Annotated in this window: 23 protein-coding genes; 15 read left to right on the plus strand and 8 right to left on the minus strand. The window is 74.0% G+C overall.

The features are described from left to right. Together IE237_RS08055 and IE237_RS08060 are read right to left on the minus strand one after the other, a co-directional pair. Window positions 1–1,464: an MFS transporter gene (locus IE237_RS08055; RefSeq protein ID WP_189801106.1), complete on the minus strand. Its 1,464-nt coding sequence runs from the start codon at window positions 1,462–1,464 to the stop codon at window positions 1–3. Next, entirely contained in the window at window positions 1,461–2,054 is a 594-nt protein-coding gene (locus tag IE237_RS08060) for a TetR/AcrR family transcriptional regulator (RefSeq protein ID WP_189801107.1), read from the minus strand. Before IE237_RS08060 ends, IE237_RS08055 begins: the two co-directional genes overlap by 4 nt. 298 nt (window positions 2,055–2,352) lie before the next feature. Between IE237_RS08060 and IE237_RS08065 the strand changes: the two genes are divergently transcribed. From IE237_RS08065 to IE237_RS08090, 6 genes are all read left to right on the plus strand, one after another. Further along, window positions 2,353–2,937, plus strand: coding sequence for a TMEM165/GDT1 family protein (locus tag IE237_RS08065; protein ID WP_189801108.1), 585 nt, complete (start codon window positions 2,353–2,355; stop codon window positions 2,935–2,937). A 109-nt stretch (window positions 2,938–3,046) separates the two neighbouring features. After that, window positions 3,047–3,565 (plus strand): hemerythrin domain-containing protein, encoded by a 519-nt coding sequence (locus IE237_RS08070; protein WP_189801109.1) that lies wholly within the window; start codon window positions 3,047–3,049, stop codon window positions 3,563–3,565. Window positions 3,566–3,648: 83 nt separating this feature from the next. After that, window positions 3,649–4,266 carry a TetR/AcrR family transcriptional regulator gene (locus IE237_RS08075; RefSeq protein ID WP_189801110.1) on the plus strand — a complete coding sequence of 206 codons (618 nt, stop codon included), beginning with the start codon at window positions 3,649–3,651 and terminating at the stop codon, window positions 4,264–4,266. Then, a complete protein-coding gene (locus tag IE237_RS08080; protein ID WP_189801111.1) occupies window positions 4,250–5,908 on the plus strand; it encodes an acyl-CoA dehydrogenase family protein in 1,659 nt (552 codons plus the stop codon). Before IE237_RS08075 ends, IE237_RS08080 begins: the two co-directional genes overlap by 17 nt. Window positions 5,909–5,996: 88 nt before the next feature. Next, the gene (locus IE237_RS08085; RefSeq protein ID WP_189801112.1) at window positions 5,997–6,530 is read left to right on the plus strand and encodes a VOC family protein; all 534 of its coding nucleotides are present in this window, start codon (window positions 5,997–5,999) and stop codon (window positions 6,528–6,530) included. A 122-nt stretch (window positions 6,531–6,652) separates the two neighbouring features. Continuing rightward, entirely contained in the window at window positions 6,653–7,942 is a 1,290-nt protein-coding gene (locus IE237_RS08090) for an amidohydrolase (RefSeq protein ID WP_189801113.1), read from the plus strand. A gap of 27 nt (window positions 7,943–7,969) precedes the next feature. Here the strand turns inward: IE237_RS08090 and IE237_RS08095 are convergent, their stop codons facing one another. Next, the gene (locus IE237_RS08095) at window positions 7,970–8,869 is read right to left on the minus strand and encodes a LysR family transcriptional regulator (RefSeq protein WP_189801114.1); all 900 of its coding nucleotides are present in this window, start codon (window positions 8,867–8,869) and stop codon (window positions 7,970–7,972) included. A gap of 130 nt (window positions 8,870–8,999) precedes the next feature. On the opposite strand from IE237_RS08095, the gene IE237_RS08100 reads away from it, so the two are divergent. The 3 genes from IE237_RS08100 (at window position 9,000) to IE237_RS08110 (ending at window position 11,255) form a co-directional block, all read left to right on the plus strand. Further along, complete coding sequence (locus IE237_RS08100; protein WP_189801115.1) at window positions 9,000–10,250, plus strand: MFS transporter; 1,251 nt, start codon at window positions 9,000–9,002, stop codon at window positions 10,248–10,250. Then, window positions 10,250–10,567: a cupin domain-containing protein gene (locus tag IE237_RS08105; protein ID WP_189801614.1), complete on the plus strand. Its 318-nt coding sequence runs from the start codon at window positions 10,250–10,252 to the stop codon at window positions 10,565–10,567. Before IE237_RS08100 ends, IE237_RS08105 begins: the two co-directional genes overlap by 1 nt. Before the next feature lie 67 nt (window positions 10,568–10,634). Continuing rightward, complete coding sequence (locus IE237_RS08110) at window positions 10,635–11,255, plus strand: TOPRIM nucleotidyl transferase/hydrolase domain-containing protein (protein ID WP_189801116.1); 621 nt, start codon at window positions 10,635–10,637, stop codon at window positions 11,253–11,255. 33 nt (window positions 11,256–11,288) lie between these two features. Here IE237_RS08110 and IE237_RS08115 read toward each other — a convergent pair whose 3' ends face one another. The 3 genes from IE237_RS08115 to IE237_RS08125 form a co-directional block, all read right to left on the minus strand. Then, window positions 11,289–11,987 (minus strand): hypothetical protein, encoded by a 699-nt coding sequence (locus IE237_RS08115; protein ID WP_189801117.1) that lies wholly within the window; start codon window positions 11,985–11,987, stop codon window positions 11,289–11,291. A 92-nt stretch (window positions 11,988–12,079) separates the two neighbouring features. Then, window positions 12,080–12,835: a cache domain-containing protein gene (locus IE237_RS08120; RefSeq protein WP_189801615.1), complete on the minus strand. Its 756-nt coding sequence runs from the start codon at window positions 12,833–12,835 to the stop codon at window positions 12,080–12,082. Window positions 12,836–12,896: 61 nt separating this feature from the next. Continuing rightward, window positions 12,897–13,745: a FadR/GntR family transcriptional regulator gene (locus tag IE237_RS08125; RefSeq protein ID WP_189801118.1), complete on the minus strand. Its 849-nt coding sequence runs from the start codon at window positions 13,743–13,745 to the stop codon at window positions 12,897–12,899. 131 nt (window positions 13,746–13,876) lie between these two features. On the opposite strand from IE237_RS08125, the gene IE237_RS08130 reads away from it, so the two are divergent. Genes IE237_RS08130 through IE237_RS08150 form a run of 5 tightly spaced genes read left to right on the plus strand, consistent with a single transcriptional unit; the run spans window position 13,877 to window position 19,412 of the window. Then, window positions 13,877–14,914, plus strand: a complete 1,038-nt coding sequence (locus IE237_RS08130) for an ABC transporter ATP-binding protein (protein WP_189801119.1) — start codon at window positions 13,877–13,879, stop codon at window positions 14,912–14,914. 48 nt (window positions 14,915–14,962) lie between these two features. Then, complete coding sequence (locus IE237_RS08135; RefSeq protein WP_189801120.1) at window positions 14,963–16,162, plus strand: ABC transporter substrate-binding protein; 1,200 nt, start codon at window positions 14,963–14,965, stop codon at window positions 16,160–16,162. A 10-nt stretch (window positions 16,163–16,172) separates the two neighbouring features. Further along, on the plus strand, window positions 16,173–17,096 hold the full coding sequence (locus IE237_RS08140; RefSeq protein ID WP_229842434.1) for an ABC transporter permease: 924 nt from the start codon (window positions 16,173–16,175) through the stop codon (window positions 17,094–17,096). A gap of 22 nt (window positions 17,097–17,118) precedes the next feature. Then, window positions 17,119–17,934, plus strand: coding sequence for an ABC transporter permease (locus tag IE237_RS08145; RefSeq protein ID WP_189801121.1), 816 nt, complete (start codon window positions 17,119–17,121; stop codon window positions 17,932–17,934). 47 nt (window positions 17,935–17,981) lie between these two features. Next, window positions 17,982–19,412: a threonine/serine exporter family protein gene (locus IE237_RS08150; RefSeq protein WP_189801122.1), complete on the plus strand. Its 1,431-nt coding sequence runs from the start codon at window positions 17,982–17,984 to the stop codon at window positions 19,410–19,412. A gap of 42 nt (window positions 19,413–19,454) precedes the next feature. On the opposite strand, the gene IE237_RS08155 is transcribed toward IE237_RS08150, so the two are convergent. Both IE237_RS08155 and IE237_RS08160 read right to left on the minus strand, forming a co-directional pair. Then, window positions 19,455–20,819 (minus strand): L,D-transpeptidase, encoded by a 1,365-nt coding sequence (locus tag IE237_RS08155; RefSeq protein ID WP_229842440.1) that lies wholly within the window; start codon window positions 20,817–20,819, stop codon window positions 19,455–19,457. 134 nt (window positions 20,820–20,953) lie between these two features. After that, entirely contained in the window at window positions 20,954–21,439 is a 486-nt protein-coding gene (locus IE237_RS08160) for an SRPBCC family protein (protein ID WP_189801124.1), read from the minus strand. Between the two features lie 189 nt (window positions 21,440–21,628). Here IE237_RS08160 and IE237_RS08165 point away from each other — a divergent pair, with 189 nt between their 5' ends. Beyond that, window positions 21,629–22,219, plus strand: coding sequence for a PadR family transcriptional regulator (locus IE237_RS08165; RefSeq protein WP_189801125.1), 591 nt, complete (start codon window positions 21,629–21,631; stop codon window positions 22,217–22,219). Window positions 22,220–22,273 lie beyond the last annotated feature (54 nt).

Below are 22,273 nucleotides of genomic sequence, written 5' to 3' on the forward strand. Positions count from 1 at the left end.
TCATGATCGTACGCAGCGCTGTCCTCCCGCCCCGGGTGCGGCGGGCTCCGGGCGTGTCCCCCGCCGGACCGCGCGGGCGGGCAGGGCCAGGGCGGCGGGAAGGGCGAGCGCGGCGATCAGCGTCAGGGCGGGGAGGGCGGCGCCCCCGGCCGGTACGAAGCCGCCGTCGGGGACCAGGGCGAGGAGCAGGGTCGCGGTGGCGACGCCGAGCGCCGGTCCGACGTTCATCGCGGTCTGCTGGAGTCCGCCGGCGACCCCGGCGTGCTCGGCGGGGGCGCGGTGGACGACGACGGAGGTCGCGGTGACCATGAGCGTGACGAACCCGGCTCCGATCAGCGCGGCGGCGGCGCCGACGGGAACCGCGCCGGCCGTCGCATCGAGCCGGGAGAGCAGCAGGACCCCGAGCGTGAGCAGCGCGGCCCCCGCGGTCGCGGTGCGCCGGGGGCCGAAGCGGCGCTGGAGCGGCGGGCAGAGCGGCGCGCCGAGGATCATGAGGACGGCGAGGGGCAGGAAGCGCAGGGCGCAGGCGAGGGGGTCGAGGCCCTGGACGTCCTGGAGGAAGTACGTCGTCACGAAGAGCGCGCCGGACAGGGCGGCCGAGGCCGCGAGGAGCGCGGCGAGCCCGGCGACGACCGGTGCGCTCCGGAGCAGCGCCGGGGGCAGCAGGGGGTCCGCGACCCGGCGCTCCTGCCGGGCGAAGGCCACCCCGGCCGCGACGGCGCCGCCGCAGGCGAGCAGCGCGCCCCCGGCGCCGCCGGGCCGCGAGGCCGCGTCGAGGCCCTGGACCAGAAGCCCGAGCGTGAGGGCGAGCAGGAGCGCGCCGAACGGATCGAGCGCGGCGAGACCGGATGCGGGGCGCGGCGAGGACGAGGGGCCGGGCAGAAGCGGGCGGTCCTCCGCGGCCGTGCCGTCCGCCGGAGCCGTGCGGCCCGGCGACGTCAAGGCCAGTGCGCCGATCGCGAGGGTCGGGGGGACGCCGAGGAGGAAGACCGCGCGCCAGCCGTACGAGGAGACCAGCGCGCCGCCGACCAGGGGGCCGGCCGTTGCGGCCAGGCCGATGGCCGCGGTGCGCACGGCGATCGGGGTCGCGAGCCGGTCCGGTGGGTAGGCCGTGCGCAGCATGCCGAGGGTGGCGGGCTGGAGGAGCGCCCCACAGACGCCCTGGAGCACGCGCAGCGCGATCACCGTGCCGATGCCGGGGGCCAGGGCGATCCCGGCGGAGGCGGCGGCGAAGCCGAAGGCTCCGACGGCGAAGACCCGCCGGTGGCCGTACCGGTCGCCGAGGCGGCCGGCGAGGACGAGGAGGCTCGCGACGGCGACGAGGTAGCCGGTGCTGGTCCACTGCACCTGGCCGACCTGGGCGTGCAGGTCGTGCTGGAGGGCGGGCTGGGCGACGGTCAGGACCGTGCCGTCGAGGGCGACGACGGCGGCGCCGACGACGCTGCAGGCGAGGGTGCGGTTCACGGGGTGGCCTCCGCGGGTCCGAGGTGGGCGTCGAGTGCGGCGGTCAGGAGGGGGCCGGGGTCGTCGCCGCCGGTGGCGAGGCGGAGGCTGCCCCAGTGCCAGAGCTGGGCGATGCCGTGCAGGTTGGCCCAGAGGGCGCCGGCGAGAACGGCGGGTTCGGCCCCGGGGCGCACCCGGGCGACGAGCGCGGTGAGGTGGGCGAAGAGCGGCAGGCTGGTCTCACGGAGTCCGAGCCTGCCGCTCTCCAGGAGGTCGTGGCGGAACATCAGCTCGAACATGCCGCGCCGGGTGTCGGCGTAGTCGAGGTAGACGCGGGCGAGCACCTCGATCCGCTCGCGCGCCGACGCTCCCACGGGGTCCTCCTCGGCGACGCGGGCGGCCAGGTCGGCGAAGCCCTGCCGGGCGATGGCGGACAGCAGGTCCAGATGGGCGGGGAAGTACCGCCGGGGCGCTCCGTGGGAGACCCCGGCGCGGCGGGCGATCTCGCGGAGCGAGAGGGCCTGGATCCCCTCGGCGTCGAGCAGCTCGACGCCGACCCGGACGAGCCGGTCGCGCAGCCCGTCCTCGTTCTCCTTGTCGTTCTCATGCATAGACACTGTCTACCAAGATCGAGTAGACGCTGTCTACCCACCCTCGCGCCCCGATCCGTTACACTGGGCGAGAGCGAAGGGGAGTAGCCCTGCGAACCGGTCGTCGACACACTGGAACCCCCGGGTTCCCGGTGACCGGGTCCGCGCACGACGCGGACGGGCGAGACCTTCGGCCAGGCAACAGCCATGCCCGCGTTCCCGTGGGCGTGGTCCGTCATGCCGGGCCGAGTGGTCCTCCCGTCGCCCACCGAGGTGTCGTGCGGAGCCGCGGGGCCCGGACCGAGCAGAGAGCCCCGGTATGCACCTCGACCCCTTGGCGATCCTCACCGCCTTCGGGCTGATCTTCCTCGCCGAACTTCCCGACAAGACGATGTTCGCGTCCCTCGCCATGGGCACGCGCATGCGTCCGCTGTACGTGTGGATCGGCACCTCCACCGCCTTCCTGGCCCATGTCGCCATCGCGGTGGGCGCCGGCAGCCTGCTCGGGCTGCTCCCGGGCTGGAGCGTCAAACTGGTCTCGGCCCTGATGTTCGGCTTCGGCGCGTTCATGCTGCTGCGCGGCGGGGGCGACGACGACGAGGCCGACGAGGGCGGCCGGACGGTCAGCGGCTTCTGGCCCGTCTTCTCCACCGCCTTCATGGCCGTCTTCATCAGCGAGTGGGGCGACCTGACCCAGATCACCACCGCCAACCTGGCCGCCACCAACGGCACCTGGTCGACGGCGATCGGTTCCTTCGCCGCCCTGACGACGGTCTCCGCCCTCGCCCTGATCGCGGGCCGGTTCATCGCCAAGCGCGTCCCCCTCAAGACCGTGCAGCGCATCGGCGGCGTCTGCATGGCGGGCCTCGCCATCTGGTCCCTGACCGAGGTCTTCACCGGCTGACCCCGTCCCCGTCCGGCACACGCCCCTTTCCGTCCCGGGAAGGGGCGTGCGCCGTCCCGGAGCGACACGGGGGCGTGCGCGGACCCCGCCCGGTGGAATCATGCGGCGCATGGCCACCACCTCCGAACCTGCCGACCGCCTCGCGGCGTTCGGGAACCAGCTCGTCGACGTACACCTCTGGCTCCGCGAGGAGCTCGCCCGCCTCCGCGAGGAACTGGACTCCTTCCTCTCCGGCGCCGGCACCCGCCCCCGGAACCTGCGGGCCCACTGCCTCGCCTTCTGCTCCGCGCTCACCCGCCACCACACCGCCGAGGACCGAGGCGTCTTCCCCGTCCTCGCCCAGGCGTACCCGGACCTGCGGCCCGTGCTCGACGAGCTGGCCCGCGACCATGCGCAGGTGGAGGAGATCCTGGTCAGCCTCCAGGCCCTCCTCGACACGCTCCCGGCCGAGCCGATGAGCGACCCGGACCCGGCGGAGGTACGCCGGGTCCGCGGCGAGCTGGACGGTCTCGTCGCGCTCGTGGAGTCGCACTTCACGTACGAGGAGAAGAAGCTCGTCAAAGCCCTCAACGAACTGGGCACCCCGCTGCCGGTCGACTTCGCGCTCCGCGACCTGACGGGCCGCTGACGGAGCCGGGCGCCGGCTCCTCCGGGGCGTGCGCCTTCCTCCGGCCTCTTGATGAAGCAGTGAATCACTGCTTCACTCCTTCCATGCCCTACCGACGCACCCCCGCCGTCCAGGCCCGGCTCGACGCCCAGCGCGCCTCGGTCGTCGACGCGGCCCTCGGGCTGCTCGGCGAGCAGGGGTACGCGGGCTGCACGATGGCCGCCGTCGCCGCGCGCGCCGGAATCGCCACGGGCAGCATGTACCGCCACTTCCCCAGCAAGGCCGAACTCGCCGTCGAGCTGTTCAGGACCGTGGTGAGCCGGGAGGTCGCGGCCGTCTCCGCGGCGGCCGGCCACTCCGGGCACGGATCGGCGGCCGAGCGGGTGGTCGCCGTGATCGAGACCTTCGCCCAGCGGGCCCTGAAGTCACCGCGCCTCGCCTACGCGCTGCTCGCCGAACCGGTCGACCCGGCCGTCGACGCGGAGCGGCTCGTCTTCCGGCGCGCGTTCCGCGACGTGTTCGCCGCGCGCGTCCAGGAGGGCGTGCGCTCGGGCGAGCTGCCGCCCCAGGACCCGCTCCTGACGGCCTCGGCGCTGGTCGGGGCGGGCGCCGAGGCGCTCGTCGGACCGCTGGCGGAGGGGTCCGTCGGGCCCGAAACCGTACCCGCACTCGTCACCTTCACCCTGCGAGCACTGGGAGTTCCCGATGCCGACCACGCATGAGGTCACCAACCAGGTACCGCCACTGACCGGTTACGACGTCTCCGCCGACCCCGCGCTCCTGGAGGCGCTGCGCCGGGAGGGCGCCGGCTGGGCCGAGGCCGAGGTCCGCGAGCTCGGCGCGAGGGCGGGAGGCGAGGAGGCCCAGGAGTGGGGACGGCTCGCCGAGCGCCACTCCCCCGTCCTGCACACCCACGACCGGTACGGACACCGGATCGACGAGGTCGAGTTCCACCCGTACTGGCACGAGCTGATGGACGTGGCCGTCCGCCACGGACTGCACGGAGCTCCCTGGCGCGACGAGCGGCCGGGCGCGCACGTGGCGCGCGCGGCCAAGGTGTTCGTGTGGGGACAGGCCGACGCGGGGCACCTGTGCCCGGTCTCCATGACGTACGCCGCGGTGCCCGCGCTGCGCGTCCAGCCGGAGGTGGCCGAGGCGTACGAGCCGCTGCTCACCTCCTCCTCGTACGACTTCGGCCTGCGGGTGCCCACGGAGAAGCGCGGCATCATCGCCGGGATGTCGATGACCGAGAAGCAGGGCGGCTCCGACGTCCGGGCCAACACGACCCGGGCGGTGCCCACGGGCGAGCCCGGGCAGTACGCGCTGACCGGGCACAAGTGGTTCACCTCGGCGCCGATGTCGGACGTCTTCCTCACCCTGGCGCAGGCTCCCGGCGGTCTGTCCTGCTTCCTGGTGCCCCGGGTGCTGCCCGACGGCAGCCGCAACGCGATCCGCCTCCAGCGCCTCAAGGACAAGCTGGGCAACCGGTCCAACGCCTCCTCCGAGATCGAGTACGAGGGAGCCCTCGGCCGGCTGGTCGGCGAGGAGGGGCGCGGGGTGGCCACCATCATCCGGATGGTCAACATGACGCGGCTCGACTGCGCCATCAGCTCGGCCTCCGGCATGCGCCTCGGGCTCGTGCAGGCCGTGCACCACGCCACGCACCGCGAGGCGTTCGGGGCCCGGCTCGTGGACCAGCCGCTGATGCGGAACGTGCTCGCCGACCTGGCCGTCGAGGCGGAGGCCGCCACCGTGGCGGCGCTGCGCCTCGCGGGGGCGGTGGACCGGGCGGCTCGGGGCGACGCGGAGGAGGAGCAGCTGCGGCGGCTCGGGCTCGCCGTCACCAAGTACTGGGTCTGCAAGCGGGCTCCCGCGCACGCGGCCGAGGCGCTCGAATGCCTCGGCGGCAACGGCTACGTCGAGGACTCGGGCCTTCCCCGGCTCTACCGGGAGTCGCCGCTGCCGTCCATCTGGGAGGGCTCCGGGAACGTCGCCGCGCTCGACGTGCTGCGGGCGATGGGCCGTCAGCCGGAGGCCGTGGAGGCGTACTTCGCGGAGGTCGACCGGGGCGCGGGGGCCGACCGGCGCCTCGACGCGGCCGTCGCGGGCCTGCGCAAGGACCTCGCCGGGCTCGGCGACCCGGACGCGGTCGCGTACGGGGCGCGGCGGCTCGTGGAGCGGCTCGCCCTGGTCCTGCAGGGTTCGCTGCTCGTCCGGCACGGTCACCCGGCGATCGCCGACGCGTTCTGCGCCTCCCGCCTCGACGGCGACCGGGGCCTCGCCTTCGGCACGCTGCCGGCGGGCGTGGACACGGCGGCCATCATCGCGCGCAGCGGCCCGGACGCGGTGAGCGCGCCGGCCTGACCGGTCATGTCGGACAGACCCTGACCTACATCGGGCCTAGCGTGACTCTCGTACGGCAGAGGGGCACATCGGCGAAGGGATCAGGAAGATGTCCGAGCACCACGGCACCGCTCCGAAGGGCTACACGACCGTGGCGCCCTGGGTCGTCACCGACGACACGGGGGCCTTCCTCGACTTCGTCGCCCGGGCGTTCGGGGGTGAGGAGCTGGCCCGGGTGGCCACCGAGGACGGAGCGATCGGTCACGGTGAGATCCGGGTCGGCGACACCGTCGTGCTGGCCTTCGACCGGCGTGCGGACTGGCCCGTGCTGCCCAGCCTGCTGCGCGTGTTCGTCGCCGACGCGGACGAGGCGTTCGCCCGGGCCACGGCCGCGGGGGCCCATGTCGTCACCCCGCTCGCCGACGACGCCTTCGGGCAGCGCGGCGGGCGGGTGCGCGACCCCTTCGGGAACATCTGGTGGGTGAGCTGCCGCGTCGAGGAGGTCGCCGAGGACGAGATGTGGCGGCGGCTCAAGGACCCGGTGTACGCCGAGACGATGCGCGTGGCCCAGGAGACGCTCGACGCCGAGCTCAGCGGCAGGGACGAGGGACGCAGCAGCGCGCCGGTGGGCCCGACCGGCTGACCGGGGCGGTGTCGCGTCCCGGACTGCCGTCCGGGGTGGTGCCGTGGCCCGTCCCGGCTGGCAGTCTGGTCGGGCACGGTTCCCAGGGCCACGGCGTCAGCCGGTACGAGAGGGAGTCCCCGTTGGGCGGCGAGTCGATCCACCGTGAACTGGACGCGCGCGCGGCGAAGGTGTCGGAGCAGGTGGTGGCCTGGCGGCGCCATCTGCACCGGCACCCGGAGCTGCCCAACCGCGAGGTGAACACGGCCCGGCTCGTGGCGGACCACCTGCGCGCCCTGGGCCTCGACGAGGTCCGTACCGGCATCGCGGGGCACGGGGTCGTGGGCGTCCTGCGCGGTGCGGCGCCGGGCGGCGGGCGGGTCGTGGCGTTGCGGGCGGACATGGACGCGCTGCCGGTCAAGGACCTCTGCGGGGCCGACTTCGCCTCCGAGGCGGTGGACGCCGACTACCCGGGCGGCCCGTTCCCGGTGTCGCACGCCTGCGGGCACGACTGCCACACCGCGATGCTGATGGGTGCGGCGACGGTCCTGGCCGGGGTCCGCGACCGGCTCCCCGGCACGGTCCTGTTCGTCTTCCAGCCCGCCGAGGAGGGTCCACCGGTGACGGAGGAGGGCGGGGCGCGGGCGATGGTCGAGGCGGGCGCCTTCGCGGACCCGGTGCCGACGATGGCCTTCGGCATGCATGTGACGCCGTACCCGAAGGGGTACGTGGGGTACCGGGCCGGCAACCAGTACGGAGCCTCCACCCTGGTGCGTGTCGTCGTCACGGGGAAGCAGGTCCACGGCTCCACGCCGTGGGAGGGGGTCGACCCGATGCCCGCGGCCGGCGCGATCCTCACCGGCATCGGCCAGTTGTACCGGCAGGTCTCGGCCTTCGACCCGGTCACGGTGACCATCGGGCACGTCGAGGACGTGGGCCGCTTCAACATCATCGGCGAGACGGTGACCCTGTGGGGCACGGTCCGCTGTGCCGTGGAGTCCGACATGGCCGAGGTCCGGCGCCGTCTGACGACGCTGGCCGAGCACTCCGCGGCGGCGTACGGCGCGACGGCCACGGTGGAGTACCTGCAGCCCGTGCCGCCCGTGCACAACAGCGGGCCCTGGGTGGCGGCGGGACTGCCCACCTTCCGCCGGGTCGTCGGCGCGGACCGCGTGGTGGAGACGGGGGCGACGCTCGGGTACGACGACGTCTCGGAGCTCATCGGCCGGTTCGGCGGCCTGTACGTGATGCTCGGCGTCCAGGACGCCACGCCGGACGCGGCCGGGCGGCCGGTCCCGGTGGAGGGCGGGCGCGGCCTGGCCACCAACCACAGTCCCCACTTCTACGCGGACGACGACACCCTCGTCACCGGCGTCCGCCTCCACGCGCACGTGGCGTACGACCATCTGACGGGGGCCCTGGTCGCCCGGTAGGCGCGTACCCCTGCGGCCGGCGGCACCTCATGGCCCGAGCGTCCCTCCGCGTGCGGCGGCCGCCGTCACGAAGGCCCTGAGCAGGGCCGAGTCGGAGGCGGTGGGCCACACCAGGCCGTACTCCAGGGGCGGGACGTCCCGCAGGGGGACGTAGGCGATGCCGGGGCGGGGGTGGTACCGGGCGCCGCGGGCCGCGCCGGGGGAGGCGCCCCGGCCGGCCGTCACATGTGAGAGGACCTCCTGCCAGGTGGCGGCGGCAGGTCCCCGGCCGACGGGGGCGCCGGACGGTGTGCGGCGGGGGTAGTGGTGGTCGGCCCAGTAGTCGGGGACGGCGCCGCCGGGGGCGATCAGGTCGAGGCCCGCGAGATCCTCCGGGCCGAGGGAGGCACGGCCGGCCAGCGGGTGACCGGCGGGCAGGAGCAGGACCCGCTCGTCGGTGACGAGGACGGGACCGGTGGTGAGGTCCGGTTCGCGGACGGGAAGGGCGGCGCACAGCACGTCGAGCGTCCCGTCCCGGAGGGGGCGGACTCCGCCGTCGAGGGGGACCTCGTGGACGGTGATCTCGCAGCCGGGGTGGAGGGCGAGCAGGGTGTCGGCGGCGGCCGTGAGCAGTTCGCCTCCCCAGGGTGTGCCGAAGCCGACGCGCAGCCGGCCGTGGACGCCGCGCCCGGCGGCGGTGGCGCGGTCCAGAGCCGCCCCCATCTGCCGGTACGCGGGCAGGAGGTCCTCGTAGAGGGCGTGGCCGACGGGGGTGAGCCGAACGCTGCGGCTGGTGCGGGCGAAGAGCGGGGTGCCGACGCGCCGCTCCAGCTTCTTCACGGTCTGGCTGATCCGGCCGGTGGAGACACCGAGCCGCTCGGCGGTGCGCCCGAAGTGGAGTTCCTCGGCGAGCATGAGGAACGCCTCCAGTTCGTACCGTTCGAGCACCGGCCCCACCCTTCCCGTGTCCACCGATCGTTGAGTCCGGTTCAACGCCGGTTTCATGATGACATCTTGATCCGCCGGGCCCGCGGCGAGGAGCCTGGAGGCGTCCCCCTCCCCATACGGAAGAGTCTCCGTGGCCCCACGCCCCCTCGCCCCCACCCGACCTCTGAACGTCCCCCTGCTCGCCGTCGCGGGGGCGGTCACCGTCGCCAACATCTACTTCCCGCAGCCGCTGCTCGCCGCCGTGGCGCACGGCCTGGACGTGTCGGAGCGGACGGCGGGGCTGATCGCCTCGGCCGCGCAGATCGGCTACGCGCTCGGCATCCTGCTGCTCGTACCGCTCGCCGACACCGCACGGCTGCGCCGCCTCACCTCGGTGCTGCTCGCCCTGACCAGTACCGCCCTGCTCGTCGCCGCGGCGGCGCCCGACGTACTCACCCTCACGCTCGCGACGCTCGCGCTCTCCACCACCACGGTGCTGCCGCAGATCCTCACCCCGGTGGCGGCTGTGCTCGCCGGGCCGGGCAGGCGGGGCCGGGTCGTGGGCCTGGTGGGCCTCGGTCTGACCCTCGGCTCCACCCTGTCCCGTACGGTGTCGGGCACCGTGACCGACGCGAGCGGGAGCTGGCGGGTCGCCTACGGGGTCGCGGCCGTGGCCACCGCCGCGCTGCTGCTCGTCCTGCCCCGCCGGCTGCCCGAGCGTCTCGGGCCGTCGGGGCACACCTCCTACGCCGGGCTCCTGGCCGGGCTCCCCCGGCTCCTCGCGGTCCACCGCGAGCTGCGGATCTCCGCGCTGCTCGGCGCCTGCGTGTTCGCCGCGTTCAGCGTCTTCTGGTCGGTCCTCGCCTTCCACCTGGCAGCGCCCCCGCTCGGGTACGGGCCAGGGGCGGCGGGTCTCTTCGGGCTGCTGACCCTGCCGGCGGCTCTGCTGTCGGCGGCGGCCGGGCCGCTGGCCGACCGGTACGGGGCCTCGGCGGTGAACGCCGGAAGTCTGGCCTGCGCGGGGCTCGGCCTCGCTCTGGCGGGGCTCACCCCGTCCTCCCCCACGGCCCTGGTGGCGGGGGCCAACCTCCTGGTGGTCGGCGTCAGCTCGTGCCAGGTGGCGAACCAGGCGCGGATCTTCGGGATCGGCCGTGCCGTGGCGGCCCGCGTGAACACGGTCTTCATGCTGGCGACCTTCGGCGGCGGGGCGCTCGGCTCCCTCGCCGGGTCCTGGCTGTACACGGCGTACGGCTGGCAGGCCGCGCTGCTCGCGGCGGGGGCGTGCGTCGCCGTCGCCGGGCTGGTGGTGGTCGCGGCCCGCCCGGCGGTCCCGAGTTGCGTCCGGGACGTCACACGGGAGGCTGGGGGTATCCGCCCGCGCATCCCGCAGGGAGAGTCATGATGCTGGACCTCACCGCCCTCGCCGACGAGCACCTGGCCGCGGCCCGTACGGCACCGCACGGGCGCAGCGCCCAACGGATCATGCACGACGGGGTGCTGCGGCAGACCGTCATCGCCCTGACCTCGGGCACCTCCCTGGACGAGCACAACGCGCCGCCGGCCGCAAGCCTCCAGGTCCTGCGGGGCCGGGTGAACCTGACGGCGGCCGGGTGGGCGGAGGAGATGCGGGCGGGCACGCTGCGGATGATCCCCAAGGAGCGGCACGGGCTGACCGCCCTGGAGGATGCGGTGGTACTGCTGACCGCGGTGAACGACTGAGAGCACGCGTCGGCAGCGCGGCGCATATTCGATGTCGTTCGGACCCGCGGCCGTGCAGACTCGCCCCATGGCAGACACGAGGGCGTTCCAGGACGAGGTGGGCCGCTGGGCGGCCGGCGACACCGGCGGAGACACGGCGAGGGAACTGGCCGTGGAGCTGGGGCTGCGAACGGCGGTGCTCCTGGAGGGACCGAGTGACTTCGCGGCCGTCGAGACCCTGGCCGCGGCGCGCGGCCGGGACCTCGCCGCCGAGGGCGTGTGCGTGGTGTCGATGGGCGGGGCGATGAGCGTCGCCCGGTACGCCGAACTGCTCGGGCCGCCCGGTCTCGACCTGCGTCTGACGGGTCTGTGCGACGAACGCGAGCAGGGCTACTACGAGCGCGGTCTGCGCCGGGCCGGTGCGCCGGACCGCGACTTCTTCGTCTGTGTGGCGGACCTGGAGGACGAGCTCATCCGGACGCTGGGCCCGGCGGCGGTCGAGGAGATCATCCGGGTGGCGGGCGACCTGCGCCCCTGGCAGACCTTCCTGAGCCAGCCCGCCCAGCACGGCCGGCCCCGGCATCAGCAGCTGCGGCGCTTCCTCGGCACGAAGAAGGGCCGCAAGATCCGCTACGGCACCCTCCTGGTGGAGGCCCTCGCCCCCGACCGGGTGCCGGCGCCGCTGGAGGACCTTCTCGGGAGTCTGTGATCCGTCGGAGTCCGCTCCCGGAGCCGTGGTCGGTCACCCCCTGCCGAAGGCGCTGACGTGGACGTCCCCGGACACGGCGTCCACCCACAGGATGTCGGCCGAGCCCGGGGCCGGGGGTGCGGCCCCGTCCCACGCCGCACCGACGGACTCGTGCACGAGCCACTCCGCACGCCACTCACCGTCCCGTTCCACGGCCTTGAGCGCGAACGCGTCGAACCGCAGCTCGTCCGGCACGCCCCGCCGGCCGGACTGCGCGGCGAGCCGTGCACGCACGATCCGCTCGGCCTCCACCGCGCTCAGCTTCCCCGGCTCCAGATCCAGCCGCGTGGGCCCGAGGGTCACGTCGAGCCGGGAGACACGTCCCTGCCGGTCGACCTGCACGTCCAGCGCGCGGGGCATCACGACGCCGTCGTGCTCCCAGGTCCACTGGGTCGTCCACCCCAGCTCCGCGCGGTCCCCCACGGGGTACGTCCGGTGGGCCACGGCCTGCCGCGCCCAGGGGTAGTGCGCCCGCATGTACCGCCGGGCCGCTTCGTACGCCGCCTTCTCACCTCCGGGCGCCGTGGCACCGGCGACGGGGAAACCCGTGGCGGTGATGCCCTCGCCGACGGCGAACTCGATGCCCAGGCGCTTCCTGTCCGGCCAGGACAGCGTTCCGTCGGCGAAGCCCTGCGGGTGCGCCGTGTCGCGGGGGTGGAGGCTGAAGAGGACGTTCGCGCAGGGCACGCCCACGCACGGCTGGTGCTGAACGGTTTCAGCAGCCCGTGACCTGTGTCAGGTCCACGTGTTGGCGTCGCGGACTTCCGCGCGCCTGTCGCGAGAGCTCAGTCCTCCGCCGTGACCAGGACGAGCGGGGTGCCGCCGCAGGGCAGCATCCGGAGGCCGTCGGCGCGGTGTTCGGCCGGCGGCCCGGCCAGGACGGCGGCGAAGTCGGGGCCCCTGGTGAGGGATCCGGCGAGGTGGTCCGGGTCGGTGGAGGCGGCGACCCGGCCCCGCGCGTTCACGAGCCGGGCCGGTGCGGGCAGCCGCTGGAGGACGGGTAGCACGGCCGCCTCGAAGTGCCGCAGATAGACGTCGGCCGCGGCCACGCCCACGAACCGGCCGCCGAGACCGACCGGCGCGGAGAGGGTGAGGCTGTACTCGTCGGAGCACAGGTAGTCCACGTAGGGCCCGGCGACGGCCCGGCGCCCGGTCTCGCGGGGCAGGGTGTACCAGTCCCAGTGCGTGTAGTCGGAGTAGGCGGAGTGCTCCGGATCGAGGTCGAGCAGGAGCGGCCGGACGGCTCCGCCGGGGCCGCGCTGCCACCACTCCAGCCAGCCCGGCGCGTCGGCCAGGAGGCCCGGCGCGGCGACGAAGCCGACGCCGGAGACGAGCGGGTGGCCGGCCAGCCGGGCGCGCAGTCCGGGGCGCAGGCCCGCCAGGTCGGCGGCGACGGGCTCACGCCCGGGCCCGGACGCCGCCGAGAGCAGGGCGGCTGTGTCGGCGCCGGTCTCGGCGACGGCGGCGAAGACCTCTTCGAGGGCGTCCCGCACGCGACGGACGACCTCGTCGACCGGGTCCGAGTCCCGGAAGCGGTCCATGACCTGGTCGACCGGGTCCGGGTCCCCGACGCAGCTCGCTGTCCCCTCGACCGGGTCCGTGTCAGCGACGGCCCCCGCGGGGCCCGCGAGCCCGGTGCTCCTGCCCATGCGTGTCCTCCTCGGGACGCGGCTCGGTTGCGCGGCCGGGGGTGCCGAGGCGCAGCGCGATCAGCCGCCCCACCGACTCCCGTACGCACGTCTCGGCGAGCGCTCTGGCCCGCTCGTCGGCCTCATCCTGCACGGCGGAGATCACGGCGCGGTGACGATCCGACACATTGCCGAGATGGACGGGGTCGTCGAGGACGAGGCAGAGGAGCGCGCCCAGGTCCGTCTGGAGGGCGATCTCCTCGCGGGTGAGGCGGGCGGACTGGGCGGCGGCGGCCAGTTCGACGTGAAATCGGCCGTAGAGCCTGCTGCCGGTCGCCGGGTCTCCCGCGGCGGCGAGCTCCTCGACCGTACGGGTGAGGGGGCGCAGGTCTCCGGGCTGGGTGCGGCGGGCGGCGAGCAGGGCGGCGGCGCCGGAGACGGCGGCCCAGTGGTCGCCGAGGTCGCGGAGTTCCTCGGTGGACCAGTCGGCGAGGCGGGCGCGCAGCCGCTCCTCCGGCGGGTCGTCGGGCAGGGTCACGAAGCTGCCGCCGCCGCGGCCTCTGCGGGTGGTGACGAGGCCTTGCTGCCGCAGGGCCATGAGGGCCTCGCGCAGGGTGACGGTGGAGACGCCGAGCTGTCCGGCGAGTTCGGTCTCGCCGGGCAACTGCTCCCCGTCGGCGAGGAGTCCGAGCTCGATGGCGTCGCCGATGCGGCGGACGACGGTGTCGACCCTGGCCCGGGTGTCGACGGGGGCGAAGACGGCCCTGCGGGCCGCGCCCGTCCCGGCCGCGCCGCCGTCGTCCGGCCTGCCGTTCGGTCTCACGGTTAACCACCTCGCGCGTCGAGCGTTGACTCAGGCTTTACCTTAAAGGGGTCTTGAGATTTGAACTATGACTTCATATGTTTACGCCCACGCCCGAGCAACGCTCCACCGCACCAGAAAGGTTCCCGCCCATGGAGGGAATGGCGATCCGGCTGACGGGACTGCGCAAGACCTACGGCCGGACCGAGGCCGTGGCAGGGGTGGACCTGGAGATCGCGGACGGCGAGTTCTTCTCGATGCTCGGCCCCTCCGGCTCCGGGAAGACGACCGTGCTGCGGATGATCGCCGGCTTCGAGGCACCGAGCGCCGGCACCGTCGAACTGGCCGGCCGCGACGTCACCCGCCTCGCCCCCTTCGAGCGGGACGTGCACACCGTCTTCCAGGACTACGCGCTCTTCCCGCACATGACGGTCGAGCAGAACGTCGCCTACGGCCTCAAGGTCCGCGGCGTGGCCCGCGCCGAGCGCCTGGTCCGCGCCCGGGCCGCCCTCGCGCAGGTCGGCCTCGACGGTCTCGGCCGCCGCCGGCCCGCCGAGCTCTCCGGCGGCCAGCGCCAACGGGTCGCCCTGGCCCGCGCGCTCGTCGGACGCCCCCGCGTGCTCCTGCTCGACGAACCCCTCGGCGCGCTCGACCTCAAGCTCCGTGAACGGATGCAGGTCGAACTCAAGGCGATCCAGCGGGAGGTCGGCATCACCTTCGTGTTCGTCACCCACGACCAGGAGGAGGCGCTCACCATGAGCGACCGGATCGCCGTCTTCCACCAGGGCCGGATCGAACAGGTCGCCGCCCCCGCCGAGATCTACGAGCGCCCCGCGACCCCGTTCGTCGCCGGCTTCGTCGGCACCTCCAACCTCGTGACCGGCGACACCGCCCGGCGGGTGGTCGGGGCGCCGGGCACGTACAGCATCCGGCCGGAGAAGATCCGGATCCTCCCCGACCACAAGGCGCCCGGCGACCCCGGGCACGCCATCGCCGCGGGCACGGTCGCGGAGGTCGTCTACCTGGGCGACTCCACCCGCTTCCTGGTCGACCTCGACGGCGGCGGCCGGCTCACCGCCCTCCAGCAGAACCTGGAGACCTCCTCCGCCGACCTCGCCGCGTTCCGGGGGGCCCGGATCGGCCTCCAGTGGCACCCGAGCCACGCCGTGCGCGTCCCGGAGACCCCCTAGGCGATCAGGCCCTCCCCGTCCCGTCCCCCTCACGCAACGGAGATTCACGTGCGCCCGCACCGCTCCCTCCTGACCGCAGCCGCCCTCTCCGGGCTGCTCCTCGTCACCGCCTGCGGATCGGCCGACCCGGCGGGTTCCGGGAAGTCCGGCGGCCTCAACCCGCCCGACCTGAAGGCCCCGACCGCTCTCGGCAAGGCCGAGGGCGAGGTCAATCTCATCGCCTGGGCCGGATACGTCGAGGACGGCTCCAACGACCCGAAGGTCGACTGGGTCAGCGCCTTCGAGAAGCAGACCGGCTGCCAGGTCAACACCAGGACCGCCGCGACCTCCGACGAGATGGTCTCGCTGATGAAGACCGGCGCGTACGACGCCGTCTCCGCCTCCGGCGACGCCTCCCTCCGGCTGATCGCCTCGGGCGACGCCGCTCCCGTGAACACCGCGCTCGTGCCGAACTACGCCGACGTGTTCGCCGGCCTCAAGAACAAGGAGTGGAACTCCGTCAAGGGCGTCGCCTACGGCATCCCGCACGGCCGCGGCGCCAACCTCCTCATGTACGACACGGAGAAGGTGAAGCCCGCCCCCGACTCCTGGTCCGCCGTCTTCGACAAGGCCTCGGCGCACAGCGGCAAGGTCACCGCCTACGACTCCCCGATCTACCTCGCCGACGCGGCCCTGTACCTCAAGGCGACCAAGCCCGAGCTGGGCATCGAGAACCCCTACGCCCTCGACCAGAAGCAGTTCGACGCCTCCGTGGCCCTGCTCAAGGAGCAGAACGCCCACATCGGCGAGTACTGGAGCGACTACCTCAAGGAGGTCTCCGCCTTCAAGAGCGGCGACTCGGTCGTCGGCACCAGCTGGCAGGTCATCGCCAACCTCTCCCGGGCCGAGGGCGCGAAGGTCGAGGCGGTCCTCCCGAAGGAGGGCTCCACCGGCTGGTCCGACACCTGGATGGTCTCGGCGAAGGCCAAGCACCCCGCCTGCGCCTACAAGTGGCTCGACTGGATCATCTCGCCGAAGACCAACGCCCAGGTCGCCGAGTACTTCGGAGAGGCCCCGGCCAACGCCCGGTCGTGCGCCGAGACCGCCGACAAGAACCACTGCACGGTGTTCCACGCCTCCGACGAGGCGTACTGGAAGCGGGTCCACTTCTGGACCACGCCGATCGAGCAGTGCCTGGACGGCCGGACGGACACGCACTGCGTGCCGTACGCCAAGTGGGTCCAGGCCTGGACCGAGATCAAGGGCTGACCCCGGCACCATGACCGCTCTCTCCCCCGGGCTCTCCCCCGAGTCCGCGACGCGAGCCGCCGGCCCCGGCCGGAGCGCCGTCCGGCGGCTCGCCGGGTCCCTGCACCGGCGGCCCCGGCTGCGGCTCGCGGCGCTGCTCACCGCCCCGCTGCTCTGGCTGGTCCTCGCCTACCTCGGCTCCCTCGCCGCCCTGTTCCTCTCCGCCTTCTGGTCGACCGACACCTTCACGTCGGAGGTCGTCCGGATCTGGACCTCGCAGAACTTCGAGGAACTCGTCGGTTCCCCCGTCTACCGCACGGTCGCGCTGCGCACGATCGGCGTCGCCCTCGCCGTGACCGCCCTCTGTGCCGTGATCGCCTTCCCGCTCGCCTTCTACACCGCGCGGGTCGCGCATCCGCAGCGCCGGCCGCTCTTCGTGGTGGCGATGCTGATGCCGCTGTGGGCCGGCTACCTGGTGAAGGTGTACGCGTGGCGGCTGATCCTCTCCGAGGGCGGGCCGCTGGACTGGGCGCTGCGGCCCCTCGGTCTGAGCGGACCCGGGTACGGGCTCACGGCGACGGTGCTCGTCCTGACCTACCTCTGGCTGCCGTACATGGTGCTGCCGATCCACACCGCGCTCGCCCAGCTCCCCGACAGCCTGCTGCACGCCTCGGCGGACCTCGGGGCGAGGACCTGGCGGACGTTCGTCTCGGTGGTGCTGCCGCTGGTGTGGCCCGCTGTGGCCGCCGGTTCCGTCTTCACCTTCTCCCTCAGCCTCGGCGACTACATCACCGTGCAGATCGTCGGCGGCAAGACCCAGCTGATCGGCAACCTCGTCTACTCGAACGTCACCCTCAACCTGCCGCTGGCGGCCGCGCTCGGCACCGTGCCGGTCGCCGTCATCGTGGTGTACCTGCTCGCGGTGCGGCGCTCCGGTGCGCTGCGCAGCCTGTGACCGGCCGGAAGGACCCCGACCGATGAACCTCTCCCGACCCGCGCGGATCGCGCTGCGCACCGCGGCCGGCCTCGGCTTCGCGGCGATCTATCTGCCGCTGCTGCTCGTCCTGCTCGGCTCGCTCAACCAGGACCGCTCGGCGAGCTGGCCGCCGCCCGGCCTCACACTCGACTGGTGGGCGGCGGCCTGGGACAACGAGGGTGCCCGCGCCGCGCTCTGGACCTCGGTCCGGGCCGGACTCGCGGCGACGGCGGTGGCCCTCGTGCTGGGCACGCTCATCGCCTTCGCGGTGCAGCGGTACTCCTTCTTCGGGCGCGAGGCCGTCTCCTTCGCGGTGGTGCTGCCGATCGCGCTGCCCGGCATCGTCACGGGCATCGCGCTCAACTCGGCCTTCGGCACGGTCCTGGAACCGCTCGGCGTGGGTCTCGGGATGTTCACCGTGGTCGTGGGCCACGCCACCTTCTGCATCGTGGTCGTCTTCAACAACGTGGTGGCGCGGCTCCGGCGGCTGCCCGGCTCGTACGAGGAGGCGGCGATGGACCTGGGGGCGCACACGTTCCGCGTCTTCTGGGACATCACCCTCCCTCTGCTGCGCTCGGCGCTGCTCGCGGGCGGACTGCTCGCCTTCGCGCTGTCCTTCGACGAGATCGTGGTGACGACGTTCACTGCGGGACCCGGGGTCCAGACCCTGCCGGTGTGGATCTTCAACAACATGACCCGCCCTCAGCAGGCCCCGGTGGTGAACGTGGTGGCCGCGGCACTCGTCCTGCTCTCGGTGCTGCCGATCTACGCGGCGCAGCGACTCTCCTCGGACACGCCGGGCGGCGGGCGCGTGTGAGGGACGCCAGGACGGCGGCGCGCCCCTCGTCCTGCTAATTTTCCGAAATGCACCTTTCGCCCCGTCTCGATGTGCGTGCCCTCGCCCGGCGGGCCGCCGCACTGCGGCCACGGCGGCGCCGCGGGGGCACCGTCACCGTGCCGGAGGCCGAGAGCGCCGGCCGCGAACGACTGCGGGACCTGGCCGCGTTGCTGTGCGAGCTCGGCGCGGAACTGCTCCGCGCCGGGGAGCGGACCGCCGAGGTGGAACGGGTGCTGCACGACGTGGCCGCCCGCTACGGGATGCGGGTGCGCTCCTTCGTGGTCCCCACGGGCCTCTTCGTACGCGTCGGCGGCGGCCCCGACGGGCGGGGCGGCGAGCTGGACTTCTCCCCGGTCGAGGGCCCCGCCCTCCGCCTCGACCAGGTCGAGGCGCTGCAGTCGCTGGTCGAGCGGATGCGGGCGAAGGAGCTGCCGTTCGAGGAGGCGCGGCGCGCCTTGCGCGAGGTCCGGGAAAGACCCGAGCGGTTCAGCCCGGCCACCACGGTCCTCGGGTACGTGCTCCTCACCGTCGGCCTCGGCGCGATGCGGCACGCGACGGTCCCGGCCGTCGTCGGATACGCGGTGCTCGGCACGGGCGTCGGTCTGCTCCGGCTCTTCGGCGACCGGCTCCCGACCACCCGTACGGCGCTGCCGGTGATCGCGGCGATCCTGGTCACGGCGGTCTCGCTGCGCTGGGCGGGACCGCTGCTGCACGAGGCGCCCACCGTCCTGTACATCCCGCCGCTCATCGCCTTCCTGCCGGGCGCCGCGCTGACTCTCGGCGCCATCGAACTCGCCACCGGCGCCGCCCTGTCGGGCATCGCGCGGCTCGCCGGAGCCGTGAACGTCCTGCTGCTCCTGGCCCTCGGCATCCTGGTCGGCACCGAACTCCTGCGGGCGCGGCCGGCGGGCGGGCCCGCACCCGAGCCGCTCGGCGCCTGGGCCCCGTGGGCCGGGGTACTGCTGCTCGGCTTCGGCTTCCTGCTGTACTTCTCCGCCCCGCCCCGGGTCACCGGCTGGCTCCTTGGCGCGCTGCTCGTCGAGCGCCTGGTGCAGTCGGTGGCCTCGGAGTTCGCCGGACCGACCTTCGGCGCCTTCGCGGCGGGGATGCTCCTGCCGCCGATGGCGACCTGGATCGAGCGGCGCTCGCACACCCCGGACCAGGTGGTCTTCCTGCCGTGCTTCTGGCTCCTCGTCCCCGGCGCGGTCGGCCTCACCAGCGTCTCGGAGATCATCGTGCAGGGCGACACGACGGGCGGCCTGGACAGCCTGGTGACGATGACCGTCACGGTGGCCTCGATCGCCCTGGGCGTGCTGGTGGGCGCGGGACTCCAGCGGCATCCCCGGCTGAGCCTCGGCGAACCCGCCCCGGCCACCCCGTCGGACACTTCGTCGGACACCCCGTCGGCCGCCCCGGGGGACTCGACGGAGCCGGCGGGGACGGAGCCCGGCCGCTGATCGGCCGGCGGGGGACGTCTGCGAGGGTGAGGCGCGGGCCGTTCAGAGTGCCGGGCGCAGGGCGCCCGCGGCCGGCCTGGCCCCGGAGCCGCGGGCGTCCGTGGCGAGGGCGTCCGTGGCGAGGGCGCTGCCCCGCAGCCAGTCGGGCCAGCTGAGGTTCCAGTCGCCGAAGCCGTTGTCGAAGGGCGTCATGGGCTGCCCGAACCCGTTGACGACCCGTACGAGGTCCCCCTCGCGCACGGTGTGGAAGAGCCAGGCGGCGTCCTCGGGGCTCATCCCCGTACAGCCGTGACTGACGTCCTCGCTGCCCTGGGAGTCGAGCGACCAGGGCGCGGCGTGCAGGTACTCGCCGCTCCACGTCACCCGGGTGGCCCAGCGGACCTTGAGGTCGTAGAAGTCCTTGCTGCCACGGGCGATGCCGATGGAGTCGCCGCGCATCCGGACGAGGGGCTCCTTGCCGAGGACGACCTTGATGCCGCTTCGCGTGCGGTAGCCGGCCTTGCCGGTGGTGACCGGGAAGGTGCGCAGGAGTTCCCCGTCGCGGAACACGGCCATCTCGTGCGCGGAGACGTCGGTGACGGCCTCGATCCGGGCCCCGGTGGTGAAGGTGAGGGGGCGTGAGGGGCCGCCGCGGAGGCCGGCGGCGATGGGGGCCCCGTCGAGGCCGCTGTGGACGCGGACCGTGCCGTGGGCGGGCCAGTACGTGCGGGGTCGGTAGTGGAGGGTGGTGGGGCCGACCCAGTACCAGGCGCCCTCGACGTGGGGTTCGGACCGCACGTCGAGCGCCCGCTCCACGGCGCGCCGGGCGTAGGGGTCGTCCTCCGGTACAGGGCTGCTGAGCTCGGCGGTGACCGGGCGGCCCACCCCGTACGTGCCGCCGTCCTCCGGTCCGAAGGTGACGGTGAGCAGCTCCCCGGCAGGCAGCGGGGCCGTACGGAAGTCCAGGCGGGCGCGGTGCGAGCCGTGTGCTCCGGCTCCGTCGACGACGAGCCGGGCGGCGTAGCGGGCTCCGGCCGGCAGGGGAGCGGCGCTGGTCCACCTGGTGTGGTCCGCGCTCTGCGTACCGGCGATCCTGCGGCCGCGCTGGTCGGTGACGTTCACGTCGGCGAGCACTCCGGGGGTGCGGAGCGCGAGCTCCACGGGCCCGGTGGCCTTCGGGTCGAGTGCGAACGGCGGGCCCGTGAGGACCCGGTCGCCGCCGAGCACGACCGTATGGTGCGGGGCGGTGCACAGGCCGCCGGCCGCGGCGCATCCGTCCAGCGTGACGACCGCGTGGGCGTCCTGGGCCGCGGCCCCCTGCTCCCCCGCCGAATCGAGGCCCGGCGCCTGGGCCGCCGTGCTGACGAGGACGGCCCCGACGGCCAGGGAGAGCGCTCCCCACCCCCGTGTGTATCGGCGTGACGACACGTCGGACACCCTCCCCTTCATGCGGTGGCGTCGGCGGACGTGCCGACCGCAGCATCAAAACGGATGAAAGGAGAAACAGATGATCAAGGCGCCGGGCGTGGCGGAGGAGTGGGGGGCGAGACGACTCGAATGGGTCAGCGGGGCGGTTCCGGAAGCTCCTCGCCCGTCTCCAGAAGGGACTTGAGGCTGGAGATCAAGGCGGGCCAGCCCTCGCCGATCAGGCCCTTGATGATGCCGTCGGGCTCCAGATGTCCATGGGTGACCGTGAGCTTGACCGTGTCGCCGGACGGCTCGATCACGAAGGTGACCCGGGACCGGCGCTCGCGGGCGAGGCGTTCGTACACCTCCTGTTCGAGGCGGACGGCCGCCGCCCAGGCCGGGGTGAAGGTGTGCCAGGTGTACGAGAGGCGGCGGCCGGGCACGGCTTCGAGGACGACCTGGTCGGCGTCGACGGTCCTGCGGCCGCCCTCGTCCCAGACCATGGACGCGCCGGGCGTCCACGTCGTCTCGAAGGCCACGCCCCAGTAGCGGCGGGTCAGCTCCGGATCGGTGAGCGCCTGCCAGAGCTCCTCGGGGGTGGTCCGGATGTAGGTGGTGTAGACGAACGTGTCGCTGTCCATCGTGCTGCCCCTCGGATCTGCTCCCCCGCGGCCTGCCCCTCTCCAGCCTAGGCAGGCGCCGGACGGACGTGCCAGCGAAGGACCTCCGTCCGGCGGGCGGGACCGGGGGCGCCCCGCCGGGCGACGGGGATGCCCCGTCGGTTGATTAGGTGCGGAGGAAACTATTCAACGTGCTGCTAGCGTGTCCGGATGTCCCTCAAGCACGCCGTCCTCGCAGCTCTCCTGGAGGGCGAGGCCTCCGGATACGACCTGGCCAAGATCTTCGACGTGTCCGTCGCCAACTTCTGGGCCGCCACCCCGCAGCAGCTCTACCGCGAGCTGGAGCGGCTCGCCGACGCCGGTCTGATCACGGCTCGCGTGGTGGAGCAGGAACGGCGCCCCAACAAGCGGATGTTCAGCCTCACGGAGCCGGGCCGCCAGGATCTGGTCGCCTACACGACGGCACCCCCGCGCCCGAGCGCCGTGCGCGACGAGCTGATGGTGCAGGTGCAGGCCTGCGACGAGGGCGACACCGCGGCCGTCCGCTCGTTCGTGGCCCAGCGCATGGAGACGGCCCGGGCGAAGCTGGCCCGCTACGACCGGCTGCGGGAGTGGATGCTCGACGGCCGGGACGAGGAGACGTACCTGGACGAGGCGGAGCGCATCGGCCCGTACCTCACGCTGATGCGCGGCCGGTTCTTCGAGGAGGAGAACCTGCGCTGGGGCGAGCGGGCCCTCGCCGTGCTCGACCGGCGCGCCGCCGTGCGGGGTGCCGCTCCGGAGGCGGCACACCAGGGGTGACGCCGGCCCTACCGTGCGGTAACGTCACCGGCCGACCGCCGGAGGCACCGGTGG

The organism is Streptomyces tanashiensis, from assembly GCF_014648895.1.
GTDB lineage: Bacteria > Actinomycetota > Actinomycetes > Streptomycetales > Streptomycetaceae > Streptomyces > Streptomyces tanashiensis.

Bases quoted from the DNA above. Each gene is read 5' to 3' on its own strand.
- IE237_RS08060 (WP_189801107.1), bottom strand. From the start codon at position 2,054: ATGCATGAGAACGACAAGGAGAACGAGGACGGGCTGCGCGACCGGCTC.
- IE237_RS08065 (WP_189801108.1), top strand. From the start codon at position 2,353: ATGCACCTCGACCCCTTGGCGATCCTCACCGCCTTCGGGCTGATCTTC.
- IE237_RS08070 (WP_189801109.1), top strand. From the start codon at position 3,047: ATGGCCACCACCTCCGAACCTGCCGACCGCCTCGCGGCGTTCGGGAAC.
- IE237_RS08075 (WP_189801110.1), top strand. From the start codon at position 3,649: ATGCCCTACCGACGCACCCCCGCCGTCCAGGCCCGGCTCGACGCCCAG.
- IE237_RS08080 (WP_189801111.1), top strand. From the start codon at position 4,250: ATGCCGACCACGCATGAGGTCACCAACCAGGTACCGCCACTGACCGGT.
- IE237_RS08085 (WP_189801112.1), top strand. From the start codon at position 5,997: ATGTCCGAGCACCACGGCACCGCTCCGAAGGGCTACACGACCGTGGCG.
- IE237_RS08105 (WP_189801614.1), top strand. From the start codon at position 10,250: ATGCTGGACCTCACCGCCCTCGCCGACGAGCACCTGGCCGCGGCCCGT.
- IE237_RS08110 (WP_189801116.1), top strand. From the start codon at position 10,635: ATGGCAGACACGAGGGCGTTCCAGGACGAGGTGGGCCGCTGGGCGGCC.
- IE237_RS08120 (WP_189801615.1), bottom strand. From the start codon at position 12,835: ATGGACCGCTTCCGGGACTCGGACCCGGTCGACGAGGTCGTCCGTCGC.
- IE237_RS08130 (WP_189801119.1), top strand. From the start codon at position 13,877: ATGGAGGGAATGGCGATCCGGCTGACGGGACTGCGCAAGACCTACGGC.
- IE237_RS08140 (WP_229842434.1), top strand. From the start codon at position 16,173: ATGACCGCTCTCTCCCCCGGGCTCTCCCCCGAGTCCGCGACGCGAGCC.
- IE237_RS08145 (WP_189801121.1), top strand. From the start codon at position 17,119: ATGAACCTCTCCCGACCCGCGCGGATCGCGCTGCGCACCGCGGCCGGC.
- IE237_RS08150 (WP_189801122.1), top strand. From the start codon at position 17,982: ATGCACCTTTCGCCCCGTCTCGATGTGCGTGCCCTCGCCCGGCGGGCC.
- IE237_RS08160 (WP_189801124.1), bottom strand. From the start codon at position 21,439: ATGGACAGCGACACGTTCGTCTACACCACCTACATCCGGACCACCCCC.
- IE237_RS08165 (WP_189801125.1), top strand. From the start codon at position 21,629: ATGTCCCTCAAGCACGCCGTCCTCGCAGCTCTCCTGGAGGGCGAGGCC.